Source organism: Frondihabitans sp. OV104 (assembly GCF_057787745.1).
The window spans coordinates 775,002-789,766 of record NZ_CM173541.1 but is presented as its reverse complement, the minus strand read 5'-3'; the positions used below and the strand labels follow the sequence as shown (position 1 = coordinate 789,766).

The window sequence follows — 14,765 nt, the reverse complement described above, 5'->3', positions numbered from 1 at the left end:
ATTCCTGTGTCGGTGGTGGTCGGCGGCGTCGGTCGGACGGCGTGCGCGGTCGGAGCGGCTAGAACCGGAAGCCCTCGGGGGCGCCGCCGTCGAAGCCGCGGAGCGGCTCCGGCGCCGGAGTCGGATCGGGCGCGGTGGGCAGGATCGCGGCCCCGCCGAACGCCGTGAACGAGTACGGCGCCGACCCGCCCGAGAGCTGGGTCATTGTCGCGACGACCGAGAGGCCGTCGGCGCTGCGTCGGCCCCACGTGCTCGCCACCCGGGCGGCCGTCCCGGCCTGCGCCTCGGACGTCAGCTCGCCGACGTCGAAGGTCGCACCGAGATCGACGGCCTCGGGGGTGTCGACCTTGGCGAGGAAGTCCTCGAGCGGCAGCGCCAGGGCATCCGGCCGGCCCAGCGGCACGATCGACTTGAGCAGGGGCGAGACGAGGTGCGCCTGAGTGCCGCCGAGGGCCACCCGCGTGTCTCGCCAGACCCGGTCGGCGACCTCGGACTCGACAGCGACTCCGCCGATCAGCTCCACCCAGCGGGTGAGGAGCGAGCCCGGCTCCGCGCCCAGGCCGAAGAGTGCGCGCGGGTTCTCCCGGAGCTCGTAGGCGTCCGCGCCGATGGTCTGGGCGGCCGATCCGGTCAGCGACTGCCATGGCTCGTCGAGCCACCCGACGCGGAACACCTGCCGTCGGAGGGTGACGACGGCGTCGGCGAGCGTCGTGTCGTCGACGAGCGCCGATCCGAGCGAGACGCCGAGCGGGAGCGCCGGGCTGAGGCGGGTGTCGTCGTGCAGAGCGGCCGTGGGCGTGCCGAGCGGCGCGTCGAGGAGCGTGCCGACGGCGCGCGAGCACGCGAGGAACTGCCCGTACGCGTCCGTCAGACGGCGCAGGTCGCGAACCGCCTGGCGAAGGTTGCGCCGGTCGATCTCGACCTGCTCGGCGGCCTCCTTGCGGGCGTTGAGCAGCCGGAAGAGCTCGCGCTGCGAGCGGTAGAACGTGATCGACCCGATGAGGAACCAGATCACGACGAGTGCGGCCAGCGCGATCCAGAACCACTTCGGCTCGATCGTGTGGCGGGCGAACAGCACGACGTCGACGACGATCAGCGCGAGGAAGACGACGCTGACGATCCGGATGAACCGGGCGAGCCGCGCCTGCGTGTCGAGCACTGCCCGGTCGGTCTCGTCGCCGCCGGAAGCGGCCTTGAAGCGCTCCAGCAGGTCGCGGATCTCGTCGTTGGTGCGCTGGATGGCTCCGCCGATGGCCTCGCCGACGCGGGTCGCGAAGCTGGTGCGGTGCTTCGCCGTCCAGGCGAGGAGCTCATCATCGCTGCGGCTGGCGTCGAGGCCGAGCTGCAGGTCGTCGTTCTGCACGGAGACCAGGCGGCGGTGCAGGTCGTTGATCGCCAGCACGTCGTACGCGTCGACCGGCTCGCTGTCGACGCGCGCCGCGATGTGACCCGGGATGCCGTCGAAGCGCGCCTGCGGTGCCGGGACGATCAGGTCGGCACGGCGGAGCACGGCGCGCTGAGTGCCGATGACGACCGGCGGGAGCTCGGCGACGCGCTCCCCCGCGTCGCCCAGGGTGAGAGCCGCGGCGGCGTAGTCGGTCCAGGTGGACGACAGGTCGGTGCGCGCCTGGTGCTCCCGCGACCGCGGGTCGTTCTCGAAGACCTCGCCGATCGCGTCGGCCGCGGTCGCCAGCTCGTGCCAGCGCGCGGGCAGCCCGTCGGCGGTCACTCCGTTGACGACCACCGCGTACGCGGACGGCTTGTCGCCGAAGATCGCCGAATGGACGACTGCGGCCGCCCGGGACGACACCTTCGCGACGGTCGCGCGGTACCACTGGGCGGGCGCGTTGCGGATCGCGGCGCCGAGGAACCCGAAGAACAGGCGCAGCGCGGCGAGGACGCCGAGCGGCGTCGGCTGCACGGCGGGCCGGGTCTCGCGAGGGCCGCGGAGCACGTGCGCGTGCTTCTTCCAGAACGCGTCGGCCATGGTCGCCGTGGCCAGGGCCTCGTCGTCGATGTAGACGCTGGCGGGACCGACTTCGACCGGCAGCGGGAGCGAGTCGGAGGTCAGCGTGACGCGGCGGCGGAGCTCGGCCTCGAGCCGCTCGCTCTGGAGGCGGCGGTAGTAGGTGCGCGCCAGGCGGACGCTCTCGCCGGGCAGCATCTCGACGTCGTCGAGCGGGGCGCCGTCGAGGCCCGTCCAGAGCCCGGCCAGACCGGCGAGGCCGGCGGCGCCGTGCGAGCCGAAGCCGCGGTCGCCCGCACCGACCCCGAGGAGGTCGCGGCCGCGCTCGGGGCCGGCCGCCTGCTCGGGCGACAGGAGCACGTTGTGCCAGCCGGCGTGGGCGAGGTCGGCCGAAGTGGCCGGATCGCCGTGCCGCACGAGCGCGAGCCTGATCCTGCTCACTCGCGCGCCGCCGGAGCTCGATGACAGGAGGGTGAGCACGCGCTGCTCGTCGTCGGCCGAGACGGGCTCGGCGCCCGTGACGACCGGAACGAGGACGACCAGGCGGATCACGTCGACCCTCGCCGCCGTCACCAGCGCCTGCAGCGACGATCCCGTCGTCTCGCCGCCCGTGACCGAGAGGGCTCCGATCTGCGCGCCGCCGATCATGGCGGGCTCCACCCAGGCGAACGGCGACACGAGGCCGACCGCCGACCAGTCGGTCAGCGCGGCGCGCACGTGTGAGCAGGGTCCGGCCGGCGCGACGACGACGGTCAGCTCTGCCACTAGAAGACGCCGCCGTCGGGGATCTGGATGACGGACTCGTCGACGGTCGGGCCGCTCGACGTGCTCGCGCCTCCCGCGGTGACAGCCCGGTACGGCTCGTCTCTGACACGGTCGACGATGGCGATCAGCTCGCCGGCGACGACGTAGACGTCTTCGGCGAGGTCGCGGAAGAGCGGCGTCGCGGACGCGGCGGCGCGCGACGTGACCGAGCTGAACTGACCGCCGCCCGGAGCGCCCGCCTGGCCGGCGTGCAGGTAGTGGACGCCCGCGAGGTCGCGCACCCCCGACAGCCACTTCGTGGCCAGTGCCGCGCGCTCGGCGGGCGTCGCACCGGGCGTGACGCCGGCCATCGACGTGGCGCGGCCGGCGGCCCCGGCGCCGCTGGCGATCCAGTTGGCGAGGGATCGGTGGCTCGCGCGCTCCTGGATGCCCGTGGTGGGCCGGTCGGCCGCCGCGTCGTAGAGCGAGCGGAGCAGCGTGTAGGGGACGAACGACTCGAGGACCGGCGCCTCGTGAGCGCGTGCGACTGCGATGAGCGACGACTCGAGCACGGCGGGCATCCAGTCGTACTGCGCCTTGAACTCGGACGGCGGCGTGAGCAGCGGGTTCGGGAACGAGGCCCAGGCCGCCTTCTCGGCGTTCCAGATGCGGACGGCGGAGGTGAACGGCTCGTCGGGCAGGACGATGTCGCCCACGATCTGGCCGATGAACCAGCCGCCGACCATCGCGCGGCGCTCGGCCTCGCCCATCGGCAGTGACGCCGTCAGCGGGCGGGCGCGGCGCCACTTCCACCAGTCGGAGCGCCCCTGCGCGGGCAGCGCCGACCACTCCTGCGCGACGGGTTCGAGCACAGAGTCGAAGACGACCGGAGAGTAGTTCGGGTACGAGCCGAAGATGTCGATGCGCGTGATCGCGTCGTTCGAGGTCAGCGCGTTCGCGATGTTGGTGCGGCTGGCCTGGTCGACCCTGGTGTCGCGGGTGATCTCGTCGACGAGCTGGTCGGCGACCGGCCCGACGTCCGAGAAGGGGACCTCCGAGAACTTGTAGCGGTACTCCATGTCGCGGTTGTGGATGCGCTGCACGGCGGTCGCGTCGACACTGACCAGCGGGCGCGCCAGCGTGAGCGCCTCGCGGAACTTCGTCGTGATCTCGCGGCGGCGCTCCTGGATCTCGACCTCCGTGGCGTCGGCCCCGAGCACGTACTGCTTGAGAGACACCGTGCAGAAGTTGTCGAAGCTCTCGCGGGGACGTCCGACGAACTGGCGCGAGCGGGACAGGATGTCGGTCGCGCGGACGTGCAGGCTGAACTGCGCAGTGAGCGGCGCCTCGACCTGGTTCGTGAACGGATTGACCGTGAACGTGCGCGAGCGCCACGGCACGTCGAGGGTGAGCAGTCCGCGGGGCGGCTGGGCGGCCCCGGTGGTGCGCCAGTTGCCCGTGACGATCTGGCCCACGACGGTCGCGCGGGCACCCGCGTAGTCGGTGGCGGCCGCGCTGCCGAGGGAGGCGCGGACGTCGGCTTCGTACTGCGACGGGAAGACCGTCGACCGGGTGAGCAGCACCTCGTTGTTGGCGACGTCGAAGCGCGCGGGCACGCGGAGGTCGTCGTCGGACGGCCAGGCGCGATAGAGGTCGGTCTCGAGGCGCGCGAGGCCGAGGCCGTCGACGGGTGCGTCGTGCGACTGGGTGAGCAGCGCGTGGCCCTCGCCGACGGCCTTGATCAGCGGCGTGACGACGCCCGGGAGCGCGTCGGCCATGACCTGCTCGGCGAGGGCCGCCGACTGGCCGTAGAGCTCGTCGCCGTAGTTCGCCTGCACCTTCTGGTTCAGCTGCTCGAACACCTCGGCGCCGTTGACGATGGCGCCCTTCATGGCCGCGATGCGCTGACCGAAGCCGGTGTCGATCTGGGCGATGTCGTTGCGGCCCCGGAGCGAGAGCTCGTGGAGACCGCGGACGACGGTGTTGGCGAGGTGGCGCTCGACGCGCTGGAGCAGGGCGGTCGCGTAGGCGAGGCCGAACGTCGCTGTCGCCTCCTCCGTCATCGTCATGAGGCGGACGACGAAGGCCTGCTGCCAGGTGTGGGCCCACTGCGCGGCCGATGAGGCGATCGCGGCGGTGGCCGACGACCGGCCCTCGCGGAGGCGCTGCGCGACGGTGTCGAGCCACTGGCTGGCGACGACGCCGCCGGGCTGCGGCATGCGGCCCGACACGTGGGTCTCGGCGAGGCCGCGGACGACCGCCTGCATCTCGGAGCGCGGGGCGGCGGTCGAGGTGAACCAGGTGAGCAGGGTGCGCGGGTCGAGCGCGCTGCCCTCCTCGGCGGGGAGGCCGAGGGTCTCCATGGTGCGCGACCACTGGCTGTCCAGCAGGCGGGTGACCTGCTGGTCGGCCGACGCGGTCGAGCCGGCCTGGAGGTGCCCGAAGAGGAGGCGGTCGGCGCTGGTGCGGGCCAGTCGCTGAGCGGAGTACTCGCGGTAGCGCTCGCGCCCCATGCTCAGGCTCGAGAAGCCGAACGAGCCCCACTGCAGGGTGTCCCACGCGACGCCCCAGCCGAGGGCGCCCTGGCGGCCGGTCAGACCGCCGGTGTTCGTGAGGTCGTACGACACGAACTGGTTGCTGGCGCTGCCGCTGGTCATCAGGGCGGCGAGGCCGCGCCCGAGACCGCGGTAGACGGCCTGCTGGCTGCCGTCGCCGAACAGGGTGCGCTGAGCGCCTGAGAAGCGGCCTATCGGGAACACGCGCTGGAACGGGATCGCCTCGCCCTGGCCGTTCTGCATGCCGAGGGCCTGCAGGGTGTCGGCATCGTGGCGCCACGCCGCTGCGGCCTGGGTCGCGACGATCTCGCCGAGCATGGCGAGCGAGTTGCTGCGGACGCCGGAGCGCGCCGCCTCGGGCAGCTGGTCGAAGATGTCGGCCGACACCATGAACATGCCGAGCAGGTGCGGGTCGAGACCCGGGAGCTGCGTCAGGATCCGCGCGATGTCGAGCGCCATCGACGCACCGGCGCCCCCGGCCATCGACGACACGACCAGGACCACGGGCGCCTCGTTGTCGTCGAACGCGCCGATGCCGGGAAGGTCGAGGGCGCGCATCTCGGAGTTCGTCTCCACGCGCGTGAGCTGATCCCAGGCGTTCTGAAGAGTCTGACGGATCTCCTTCGCGCGAGACAGGGCGATCATGCGCCCGACCGCGCGGTACTGGCCCGCGCCCTCGGAGATGGCGACGCCGACCTGCGACGGGGTGCGAGGCGCCCAGGTGGCGATCTTGTCGAGCGAGTCGGAGGTCAGCAGGCGCTGGCTGACCCCGTCGTCGAGCACCGAGTAGCTGATGCCGGTGGCGCCGCTACCGTAGTAGCTGCCGCCGAGGTCGTCGACGCTGCCGAGCCCGTCGGCCTCGCTGCGCGACCCGACCGGCACGTCGACGTGCACGAACTGCCAGCCGGCCGGCAGCTTGTCGATGCCGTGCAGACCGAGGTCGGACTGCAGCTGGTCCATCAGGTACGAGAGCGTGGCTCCGCCGGAGCCTCCGCACCCCACGACTAGGAACTTCTTCACTGCATCCACCCATCCGCGGCGTGCGCCGCGCGTTCGTCGTTGTTCGTGTCCATCGTGCCTGAGGCCTCTGTCATCGAGTTGATCGTCGTGGAGCGGGCGGCCGCTACCGCCGGTCGCCGGGCTCGTCGAAGCCGAACCCGAAGCCCTGATCCGCCGTCGTCGGCGCCGATACCCCGAAGGCGCCGCCGGTGTCGGCCGGTGCCGCCGGCCCGCCGGTCCGGTGCACGAGCCCTGCGAGAACACCCGGGAGCCGGTCGTTGACGTCGTCGACGAGCTTGCGCTTTCGGTCGGCGTCGGCGTCGCCGCTGACGAGGAGAACGACGGTCGCGTCGTCCGGCCGCGACCCGGGCGTCCAGACGACCACCCAGTGGTTGTGGACGGCCAGGGGCAGGAGAGCGCTCGTTCCGGTCGCGTCGGATGACGGAACCTGGTCGGACGCACTGACCTCGCCCAGCGACGTCGCCACCACGTGGCCGACGCCGAACGGGGATGCGCCGGGCTTCACGGCCAGGCGCAGGCCGGCAACGTCGAGGCTTCGCTCGCCGCCCGGCCGGATGCTCCGGAGGTCGCGCAGGTCGGTCTCGCGCAGCGCGAACCGCTCGCCGTCGCGCCGCACGACGCCGTCGACGACCTCGACCGGGACTCGCTGAGACAGGAGCGGAGCCGCTGGGATCCTCGACGCGTACCACTTCGCGAGGTAGAGCAGGCCGAGCGGGATGCCGGGGCCGAGCAGCAGCGCGACGATGAGCGTGAGCAGGAAGTTCGTCTGGTTGAGGGGCTTCCGCACGTCGGCCGTGAACGCCACCGTCGTGGTGAGCACCTTGTCGTCGCCGGCCTTCGGTGCGAGGTCGACGGTGATCGTGCCGTTGATCGAGCCGTTGTCGGCTGTGTCGAATGCGAGCTTCACCGGCAGCGATGCGCCTCCCGAGACGCAGTCGGCCTTCGCGGCCGCGGTCGACGTGACGGCGACCCTGCCGACGTCGCTCGGCGAGGCCGCGATCGACGGCTTCGCCGCGGGAAGCCAGGCGCAGCCCGAGCCGGTCACCGCGAGGTCCGCCGTCGCCTCGGTCTTCCCGTCGACGACGCCGAAGTCGATGCTGTTGGCGACGACGGGGTACTGCGACGGCGGGCGGATCGTGATGGGGACGCTGACCTCGGCGGGCTCGAGCTGCGTGCCCGCGACGCTGGAGCCGTCAGGGGCGGTGGCGTCGGCGGTGGTGAGGTCGAGCGTGAGCTCGAGGGTGGCGGCGCCGGTCGCGAGTTCCTGCACCGTCGTCGTGCTCTTCGAGGGGATGCTCGTCTTGGCGAGGCCGCTCGCGAGCACGAGCTGCTTGCCGGCGGAGTCGACGAGGGTCGCGCTCAGCGTGGCCGCACCCAGGATGGACGACCCGGCGACGGCCTCGCCGCTGCCGTCGACGATGCCGAACGTGCCCGGGAGGGTCTCGCCGCTGTGCACGACGGCGGTCGACTTCTCGCTCCACGCCGGCTTGTAGTCGGACGAGATGTGGATGTTCGACCGCGAGGTCTTGCCCGCCGACGACGAGGTGGGGTCGATGAAGACGAGCTTCCAGAGGCCGGTCCAGCCGCTGCTGCCGCCCGCCTGCGTCTGGTCGATCTCGATCGTGTTGTCGGACTGCCAGGTGTAGGCGACCTTCGCTCCGGCGACCGAGACCGACGACTGCGTGCCCGTGCCCTCGTTGGGCAGCGCGACGGGCGAGCCCGTGGGCCCGACGAGGTCGACGTCGACCTTCGCGATGTCGGCCGACGCGAGGATGTGCACCCTGGAGATCGAGGTGTCGAGCACGTAGCGGTGGAACTGGTCGGTGCAGTAGGCGCCCTGGCAGATGCCGCTCTGCTGCTGGATCGGCGCCTGGCCGGGAGTCGAGATGGCGTCGAACGCGAACAGGAGGTCGCTGATGTCGGAGGCCGTCTCGAAGGCCCCGACGGGCTTCGCGATCGTGCCGCACTTCGTCGACGTCTCAGTGTCGGAGCCCGTCGCGATCGCGTTCAGCAGCCCGAAGTCGTCGGCCGAGGCGCTCGACGACTCGAGCCCGATCGCGAACATCGTGACGTCGGACGACCGGAGCTGGTCGGCGAGGCCGCCCGAGCGGCAGAGCTGATTCTGGGCGTCTTTCTTGACGGTCGCGACTCCGGCCGCGGTCGTCATGTCGGCGCCCGGGGCGAACGGCTTCGTCGTGCCGTACGCCTTCGCGAGCGCGTCGGTCGAGCGCACGTCGTAGTCGAGCTTGCCGTCGGTGAACCAGGCGACGGCCTGGCAGCTCGTCGTCTCACCCCGGTCCGACGCGCGCTGGGCCAGGTCTTTGCGGGCGCCCTCGAGCGCCGACCAGTAGTCGGTCTCGAAGCCGGTGTTCGCGGTCGACAGGCCGTCGATGCTCGAGTCGACCGAGCGGGCGCCCGACGCGCTCAGCGTCGTCCACGCCGAGACCGGGCGGTAGGTCGTGCTGAACGCCGAGACCTTGACCGCGATCGAGGAGCCGCTCGTCGCCGCGAACGAGGTGAGCTGGTCGACGAGGTACTTCGCCGCCGTCACGCGGGCGTTCGCCGAGTCGGACTGCTTGAGGCTGCCCGAGTCGTCGATCAGCACCAGGAAGTCGCCCGTGCCGCCGCCCGCGAGGCACGCCCCGTAGTTCGACACCGCCGTCTTGACCGTCGAGCCGCGGGCCGCGACCGTGTGCACCGTCGCCGACGAGGGCGTCTCCTGGGCCGCCCCCGCCACGCCGCCGATCACGAGGGCGGGCACGGCCAGAAGCAGGGCCAGACTCGGGCGCAGGGCACTCTTCATTCGCAGAAACGCGCGGCCGCGTCGTCCTGCCCGATCGGCCCGGGCGCGCTCGACCCCGCCGCCCCTCACAGCCGCCCCACGTACACGGCGATGCGGAGGGCCGCGGCGATCACGCCGATCAGCACGAGGGCCAGGGCGACCGCGTACAGCACGCGCGTCGAGGCCGGGGACGAGTAGAACGCCCTGGCCCGCTGCCGCGTGTCGTTCACGCTGAAGAGCGCGACGAAGCCGATGCCGATCGGGCCGCCGAGCAGCCACGCGACGACGGCGACGACGATCGACTCACCGAGCAGGGCCGCCAGCACGATGGCGGCGATCCCCGACGCAGCGGCGGCGGCCAGCCAGACGAGGGGCGGGCCGGCGACACCGGCGAGGTTCTGCGTGGCGGGCGACGGCGACGTCGACCAGCCCGCGCCGGGGTCGTTGCCGTCGACGGAGTCCCACCCGGTGCCCGACGCCGAGCCGGAGCCCGGGTTCGACGAGGTGTTCGACGCTGGGTTCGAGAAGTCGAACGGGTCGGACGGAGTCATCGACGCCCCGGGCGGACGCGTCGTCGGCGTCGAGCGGTGAATGCGGACAACTTCTCCCCCAGGTGCTTGCAAGTTCGGAAACTATATCCAATCGACCAGTCCGATTCGTCCGGCTTCGGGACGAGATCGGGTCGGCCCTGCGATCAGTTTCCGGTGACGCCCAACCAGAACGCGACGCACGGCGCCAGGCTGATGTAGCCGATGATCAGGGCTGCCAGAGCGAGCCCGCCGCCGGTCCGGGTGCCGTGCCGAGCCTGCCATCGAGCGATGTGCCCGAAGATGATGGCCAGCGGAGTCAAGGCGAAGAAGCAGAGCGAGAAGACGAACGCCCAGATCGCGACGCCGCTGAATTTCGGCCGCCCTCGGCCGGCGGGGGGATACGGCGTCGGCGCCGGGCGCGCGGCCGGCTGCGTCGGTGCCGGCCGGTACGACCGGGGCATCCGGTACGACGGCTCTGTCGGCGGCATCGACCGGGACGGGCGCGGCGGCTGAGCGGCCGTCGCCGGACGCGGCGGAACCGACGCCGCCGGCTTGGCCGTCGAGATCGGCGTCGTCGGAGCGGGCGGCCGGGTCGGAGCGGGCGCGGCGGCAGCCCTCGGGGGCTCGACGGGCGGGTTCGGCGCCGGCACGAGGGGCGTGGCGTCCTGCGTGCAGTACCGCAGGTCGTCGGCGTAGGTCGCGTGGCAGGTCGGGCATGCGTGCACGCCCTCATGCTAGCCAGCGCCGCCGAACCGGCACAGCCCCGCCGCACCGGCGCCCCGCCCCGCCGAATCGGCACAGCCCCGCCGTCGAGACGGCGGGCACGAGCCGGTTCGGCGGGGCTGGGCGCGCCGCCCACCTGCGGCCGAGTCGTTGCCGAGGATCACTCACCATGCCGTTAGGATTCGAGGGCCCGCCCACCACGCGGGTAGATCACGTCAGATTCCTCCCGAATAGGAACCCCTTGAAACTCCTCGATCTGGCGCGCTCCCGCGCGCTCGCACTCGCCCTCGCCGGCTCCGTCGCGTTCGGCTCGCTCGTCGCTGTCGACGCGTCCGCCGCCTTCGCCGACGACCCGGCCACCCCGGTCGTCGTCGACCCGGGCACCACCGACCCGGGCACGCCCGCCGACCCCGGCACCGGCACCACCGACCCGGGCACCGGCACGACAGACCCGGGTGCTGGCACCGACCCGGGCACGCCGACCTCGATGCCGTTCGCGGAAAGCGGGCCGAGTTCGATCTCGCCCGCTCCCGAGGTGGGCGTCACGGTCACCGCGGATCCTGCGCCCTGGACTCCGACGCCTGCCTTCACGTACCAGTGGTTCCGCGACGACGTCGCGATCCCCGGGGCCACCGGGAAGTACTACACCGTCGAACCCGCCGACGCCGGCCACCTGCTCCGCGTCGACACCACCGGCACCGCCGACGGGTACACGACGAAGATGGAGCCGGGCGCACCGGTGAAGGTGCTACTCGGCACCCTGACACCCGTCACCCCGACGATCCAGGGCACGGCCACCGTCTTCAAGAAGCTGACCGCCTGGACCGGCGACTGGCAGCCCGCCTCCACCTTCACCTACCGCTGGTACCGAGGCGACTCGCCGATCTCGGGCGCGACGAAGAGCGCGTACACGCTGACTCCGTCGGATGCGGGCAAGCCGGTCAGCGTCCGCGTCACGGGTCACGCCTCCGGCTACGCCGCAAAGACGGAGCCCTCCGGCGCCGTGAAGATCAGGCTCGCGACGTTCCCGAGGGTCCCGGCCGCGAAGATCACCGGAACCGCCACCGTCACCAAGCACCTCAACGCCAACCACGGCACCTGGCCGGTGTCGGGCGTGAAGTTCTCGTACCGCTGGTACAGCAACGGCAAGCCGATCGCGGGCGCGACGAAGTCGTCGTTCCAGCTGCCGATCTCGTCGGCCGGCACGAAGATCAAGGTCGTCGTCAAGGGTTCCAAGGCGGGCTACGCGTCGGTCTCGAAGACGAGCGCCTCGGTCACTCCGAAGCTCATGAGGTTCGCGAGCACCCCGAAGCCCCAGATCGCAGGAACTCCCCAGCAGGGGAAGTCCCTGACCGCCCACGCGGGAACCTGGTCGCCGTCGGGCGCCGCCCTCGCCTACCGCTGGTACCGCAACGGAACCGCCATCGGCGGGGCCACCCACACGACCTACACGGCGACGGCCACCGACGTGGGCAAGCAGATCCGCGTCGCGGTCAAGGCGACGAAGCGCGGCTACTCCGACGCCCGTGTCGTGAGCGACGCCGTCGTCCCGGTCGCTCCGCCGGCGCCGCCGGCCGCGGCTCCCGCGCCCGCCCCGTCGCAGCAGGGCTACATCATCCCCGGTGCGTTCTGCAAGGACGCCGACGTCGGGGACGTGCGCCAGGCCGCCAATGGCCGCTCGTACCGGTGCGGCGGTCACGGCGCAGACGCCAACGGCCACTACCACTGGAACACGATCCCGTAGCCGCCCCGGCTCGGCCAGCGGCGCCCGTCACCCTCGCGGTGGCGGGCGTCGCCATGTCGGGCCGCTGCCGAACGGCCTCCCCCACTCGCGGGGCTGTGCCCGCACCCCTCCGGTCAGAGACGATAGACAGACCGGACTAGCAGGTTCGGACGACACCAGGGGGAACACGTGACACACGGCGGCTACGCGGTAATCGACTTCGAGACGACGGGCCTGTGGCCCGCGAAGCACGATCGGGTCGTCGAGATCGGCGTCGTGCTCGTGTCGGCGAGCGGCGCGATCGAGGGCGAGTTCGAGACGGTGGTGAATCCGGGGCGCGATCTCGGTCCGACGCACATCCACCGGCTGCGGGGCGCGGACGTCGCCGACGCTCCGGTGTTCGCCGACGTGGTGGGCGAGTTCCTGGACCTCCTGGTCGGTCGGGTGGTCGTGGCGCACAATGCTCGCTTCGAGGTGGACTTCCTGCGCGCCGAGCTCGCACTCGTCGGGCTGGCGTCGCCGCTCGACACCGGCGACGCCCTGTGCACCATGAAGCTGGCGACGCGGTACCTGCCGGGATCGGGACGCCGCCTCGCCGACTGCTGCGCCGCGTTCGACATCGAGCTGACGGACGCCCACGAGGCTCTCGCCGACGCCCGGGCCACGGCACGACTGCTGGCCGAGTACCTGCGGGTCGGCGCCGGGGACGCCGGGCACTGGGACGAGTGGGGAGAGCGGGCGAAGTTCCTGCGCTGGCCCATCACCTCGTGGCCGGGTACGCCGGCGAAGGCTCGGCCGCGCACGGCGGCTCTCGCGGATGCTCCGACACCTGTGCGGTCGCTCGAGCAGGCGGCGACGCGACTCCCGGCACTCGACACGACGCACGGCGAGTCGCAGTACGCCGCGATGCTCGACCAGGCGCTGTCCGACGGCTACCTGTCGCTCGACGAGGCCGACGCGCTGCGCGACCTTGCGCTGAAGCTCGGCATCGACGCCGTCCGTCGCCGGGTGCTGCACGAGGACTACTTCAGGGCGCTCGTCGACGCCGTGTGGATGGACGGCATCCTGACCTCCGACGAGCGGGCGGAGCTCGACTCCGTGGCACGGATGCTGGATATCTCGAACGAGATGCAGCAGGCCGCGCTCGTCCCGCCCGCGCCGGGCGGGTTCGGCGCGACGCTGAACCGAACCGACAACGTCGAGCTCAACCCCGGCGACGTCGTCGTGCTGACCGGCGACATGTGGCTGCCGCGCGGCGAGATCGAGAAGCGCCTGGCCGCCCACGGCATCGTCGTGTGGCCGGCGATCACCAAGAAGACGGCGCTGCTCATCGCCGCCGACCCGACGTCGCTGTCGGGCAAGGCGCGGAAGGCCCGCGACTACGGCATCCCAGTCGCCGCCGAAGAGGACCTGAAGCGCGTTCTCGCCTAGCTGATCCTGCGGCTCAACCCACCGATCCGGCGTGAACTAACCGATCCGGCCCAGGCACAAGTCCGCGGACGGGCGGATTGGCCGACGGACAGGCTTCGCCGTCGGGCGCTTGACGTGCCTAAACAACATAGCTAGGTTAAACCGCATGGAACCACTCCAGCGCATCACCCAGCCCACCCGCGACGTGCTCGCCGCCCTGCTGCAGGGCGGCGACGAGCCCGTCTGGGGCCTGCTCATCATGAAGAGCACGGGCCGACCGTCAGGAACGATCTACCCGATCCTGGAGCGGCTCGAACGCCAGGGGTGGGTGCTCGCGTCGTGGGAGGCCGACACCGACCGCCTCGGCCCGCGTCGCCGGTTCTACGAGTTCACCGCCGACGGCCGCGTGGCCGCCGCCGAGGTGCTCGCGGCTCAGGCTCCGGCCCCGAGGCCGTCCCGAGCGGCGGGTGCATCCGGCAGCACGGCGTCCGGAACGGCGGCCACCGCATGAGCCGCCTCGCCGCGCGCATCGTCGCCGTCGCCGCCGCGCTCTCCCCCGCCGAGCAGCGCGGCGAGCGCCGCGAGACATGGCAGGCCGACATCCGGGATGCCACGTCACTCGACCTCTCTCCCACTCGAATCGCCCTAGGAGCCCTGTCCACCGTGATCCTTCACCCGTCGCCCCGCCGCGAAGCCCGCCTGCCCATCGCCGCGCAGCCGCACACGATCCGGACCATCCCGGTGCTCGTGGCCGTGGCCTTCCTCTCGGTGCTGGCCGGCGGCGCGCTGATCGCGCTCCTCGGCCGGTACAGCGGGTCGCCGTCGCTGGTCACGGCCAAGTGGATGGCGCTCGCACTGCTGTCCGCAGTTCCTGCGCTGGCTCTCATGGGCGCAGCCCTTCTCGTCGAGGGCGCCTCGCGTCGCGCCCGAGCCATCGCCTGCGTCGCATTTGCCGTTGCGACGTTCCTCTTCACGGCCCCGCTCACAGGCGCGCTGCGCTCGACCTGGATCTGCACCGCCCTCGCCGCAGCCCTGGCACTCGGCACCTGGCTCGCCCTTCGTGGCCGGCTGCGCTCGTCGTGGTTGCTGATCGTCGCGCCCGCCGTGGCGACGTTCGCGGTCGAGCTTCTCGTCCCTGCGACCCTGACGCTCCCGTCGACGCCGGTAGCCGTGCTGACGATGGCCTACTGGGGCCTGACCCTCGTGCCGTTCGCAGTCGTCGTCGCGTGCGTGCGGCTGGCCGTCGGCGCTCCCGTGGCGGGTGCCGGGCGCGAGGCTGGGCCCTCCCTTCCGGCCTAAACCGGCCGAACAC

At 72.2% G+C, this 14,765-nt stretch carries 9 protein-coding genes; 4 read left to right on the top strand and 5 right to left on the bottom strand.

Going from position 1 to position 14,765, the window contains the following annotated elements:
- Positions 1 to 58 precede the first annotated feature (58 nt).
- From AC3CBB_RS03730 to AC3CBB_RS03710, 5 genes are all read right to left on the bottom strand, one after another.
- Entirely contained in the window at positions 59 to 2,731 is a 2,673-nt protein-coding gene (locus tag AC3CBB_RS03730) for a hypothetical protein (protein WP_488626044.1), read from the bottom strand.
- On the bottom strand, positions 2,731 to 6,285 hold the full coding sequence (locus AC3CBB_RS03725; RefSeq protein ID WP_488626043.1) for a tubulin-like doman-containing protein: 3,555 nt from the start codon (positions 6,283 to 6,285) through the stop codon (positions 2,731 to 2,733). Before AC3CBB_RS03725 ends, AC3CBB_RS03730 begins: the two co-directional genes overlap by 1 nt.
- 103 nt (positions 6,286 to 6,388) lie before the next feature.
- Positions 6,389 to 9,088 (bottom strand): VWA domain-containing protein, encoded by a 2,700-nt coding sequence (locus AC3CBB_RS03720; protein WP_488626042.1) that lies wholly within the window; start codon positions 9,086 to 9,088, stop codon positions 6,389 to 6,391.
- A 65-nt stretch (positions 9,089 to 9,153) separates the two neighbouring features.
- On the bottom strand, positions 9,154 to 9,618 hold the full coding sequence (locus AC3CBB_RS03715; RefSeq protein WP_488626041.1) for a hypothetical protein: 465 nt from the start codon (positions 9,616 to 9,618) through the stop codon (positions 9,154 to 9,156).
- 143 nt (positions 9,619 to 9,761) lie between these two features.
- Complete coding sequence (locus tag AC3CBB_RS03710) at positions 9,762 to 10,322, bottom strand: DUF4190 domain-containing protein (protein WP_488626040.1); 561 nt, start codon at positions 10,320 to 10,322, stop codon at positions 9,762 to 9,764.
- 239 nt (positions 10,323 to 10,561) lie between these two features.
- Between AC3CBB_RS03710 and AC3CBB_RS03705 the strand changes: the two genes are divergently transcribed.
- The 4 genes from AC3CBB_RS03705 to AC3CBB_RS03690 all read left to right on the top strand — a co-directional run bounded on the left by AC3CBB_RS03705 (position 10,562) and on the right by AC3CBB_RS03690 (position 14,752).
- On the top strand, positions 10,562 to 12,064 hold the full coding sequence (locus AC3CBB_RS03705; protein ID WP_488626039.1) for a hypothetical protein: 1,503 nt from the start codon (positions 10,562 to 10,564) through the stop codon (positions 12,062 to 12,064).
- A gap of 168 nt (positions 12,065 to 12,232) precedes the next feature.
- Positions 12,233 to 13,474 carry an exonuclease domain-containing protein gene (locus AC3CBB_RS03700; RefSeq protein WP_488626038.1) on the top strand — a complete coding sequence of 414 codons (1,242 nt, stop codon included), beginning with the start codon at positions 12,233 to 12,235 and terminating at the stop codon, positions 13,472 to 13,474.
- A 145-nt stretch (positions 13,475 to 13,619) separates the two neighbouring features.
- Positions 13,620 to 13,964 carry a PadR family transcriptional regulator gene (locus AC3CBB_RS03695; RefSeq protein WP_488626037.1) on the top strand — a complete coding sequence of 115 codons (345 nt, stop codon included), beginning with the start codon at positions 13,620 to 13,622 and terminating at the stop codon, positions 13,962 to 13,964.
- On the top strand, positions 13,961 to 14,752 hold the full coding sequence (locus AC3CBB_RS03690; protein ID WP_488626036.1) for a hypothetical protein: 792 nt from the start codon (positions 13,961 to 13,963) through the stop codon (positions 14,750 to 14,752). Before AC3CBB_RS03695 ends, AC3CBB_RS03690 begins: the two co-directional genes overlap by 4 nt.
- Positions 14,753 to 14,765: the final 13 nt, after the last annotated feature.

Excerpts from the sequence above, each read along its gene's own strand:
- AC3CBB_RS03720 (WP_488626042.1), bottom strand. The coding sequence starts at position 9,088 with ATGAAGAGTGCCCTGCGCCCGAGTCTGGCCCTGCTTCTGGCCGTGCCC.
- AC3CBB_RS03690 (WP_488626036.1), top strand. The coding sequence starts at position 13,961 with ATGAGCCGCCTCGCCGCGCGCATCGTCGCCGTCGCCGCCGCGCTCTCC.
- AC3CBB_RS03695 (WP_488626037.1), top strand. The coding sequence starts at position 13,620 with ATGGAACCACTCCAGCGCATCACCCAGCCCACCCGCGACGTGCTCGCC.
- AC3CBB_RS03715 (WP_488626041.1), bottom strand. The coding sequence starts at position 9,618 with ATGACTCCGTCCGACCCGTTCGACTTCTCGAACCCAGCGTCGAACACC.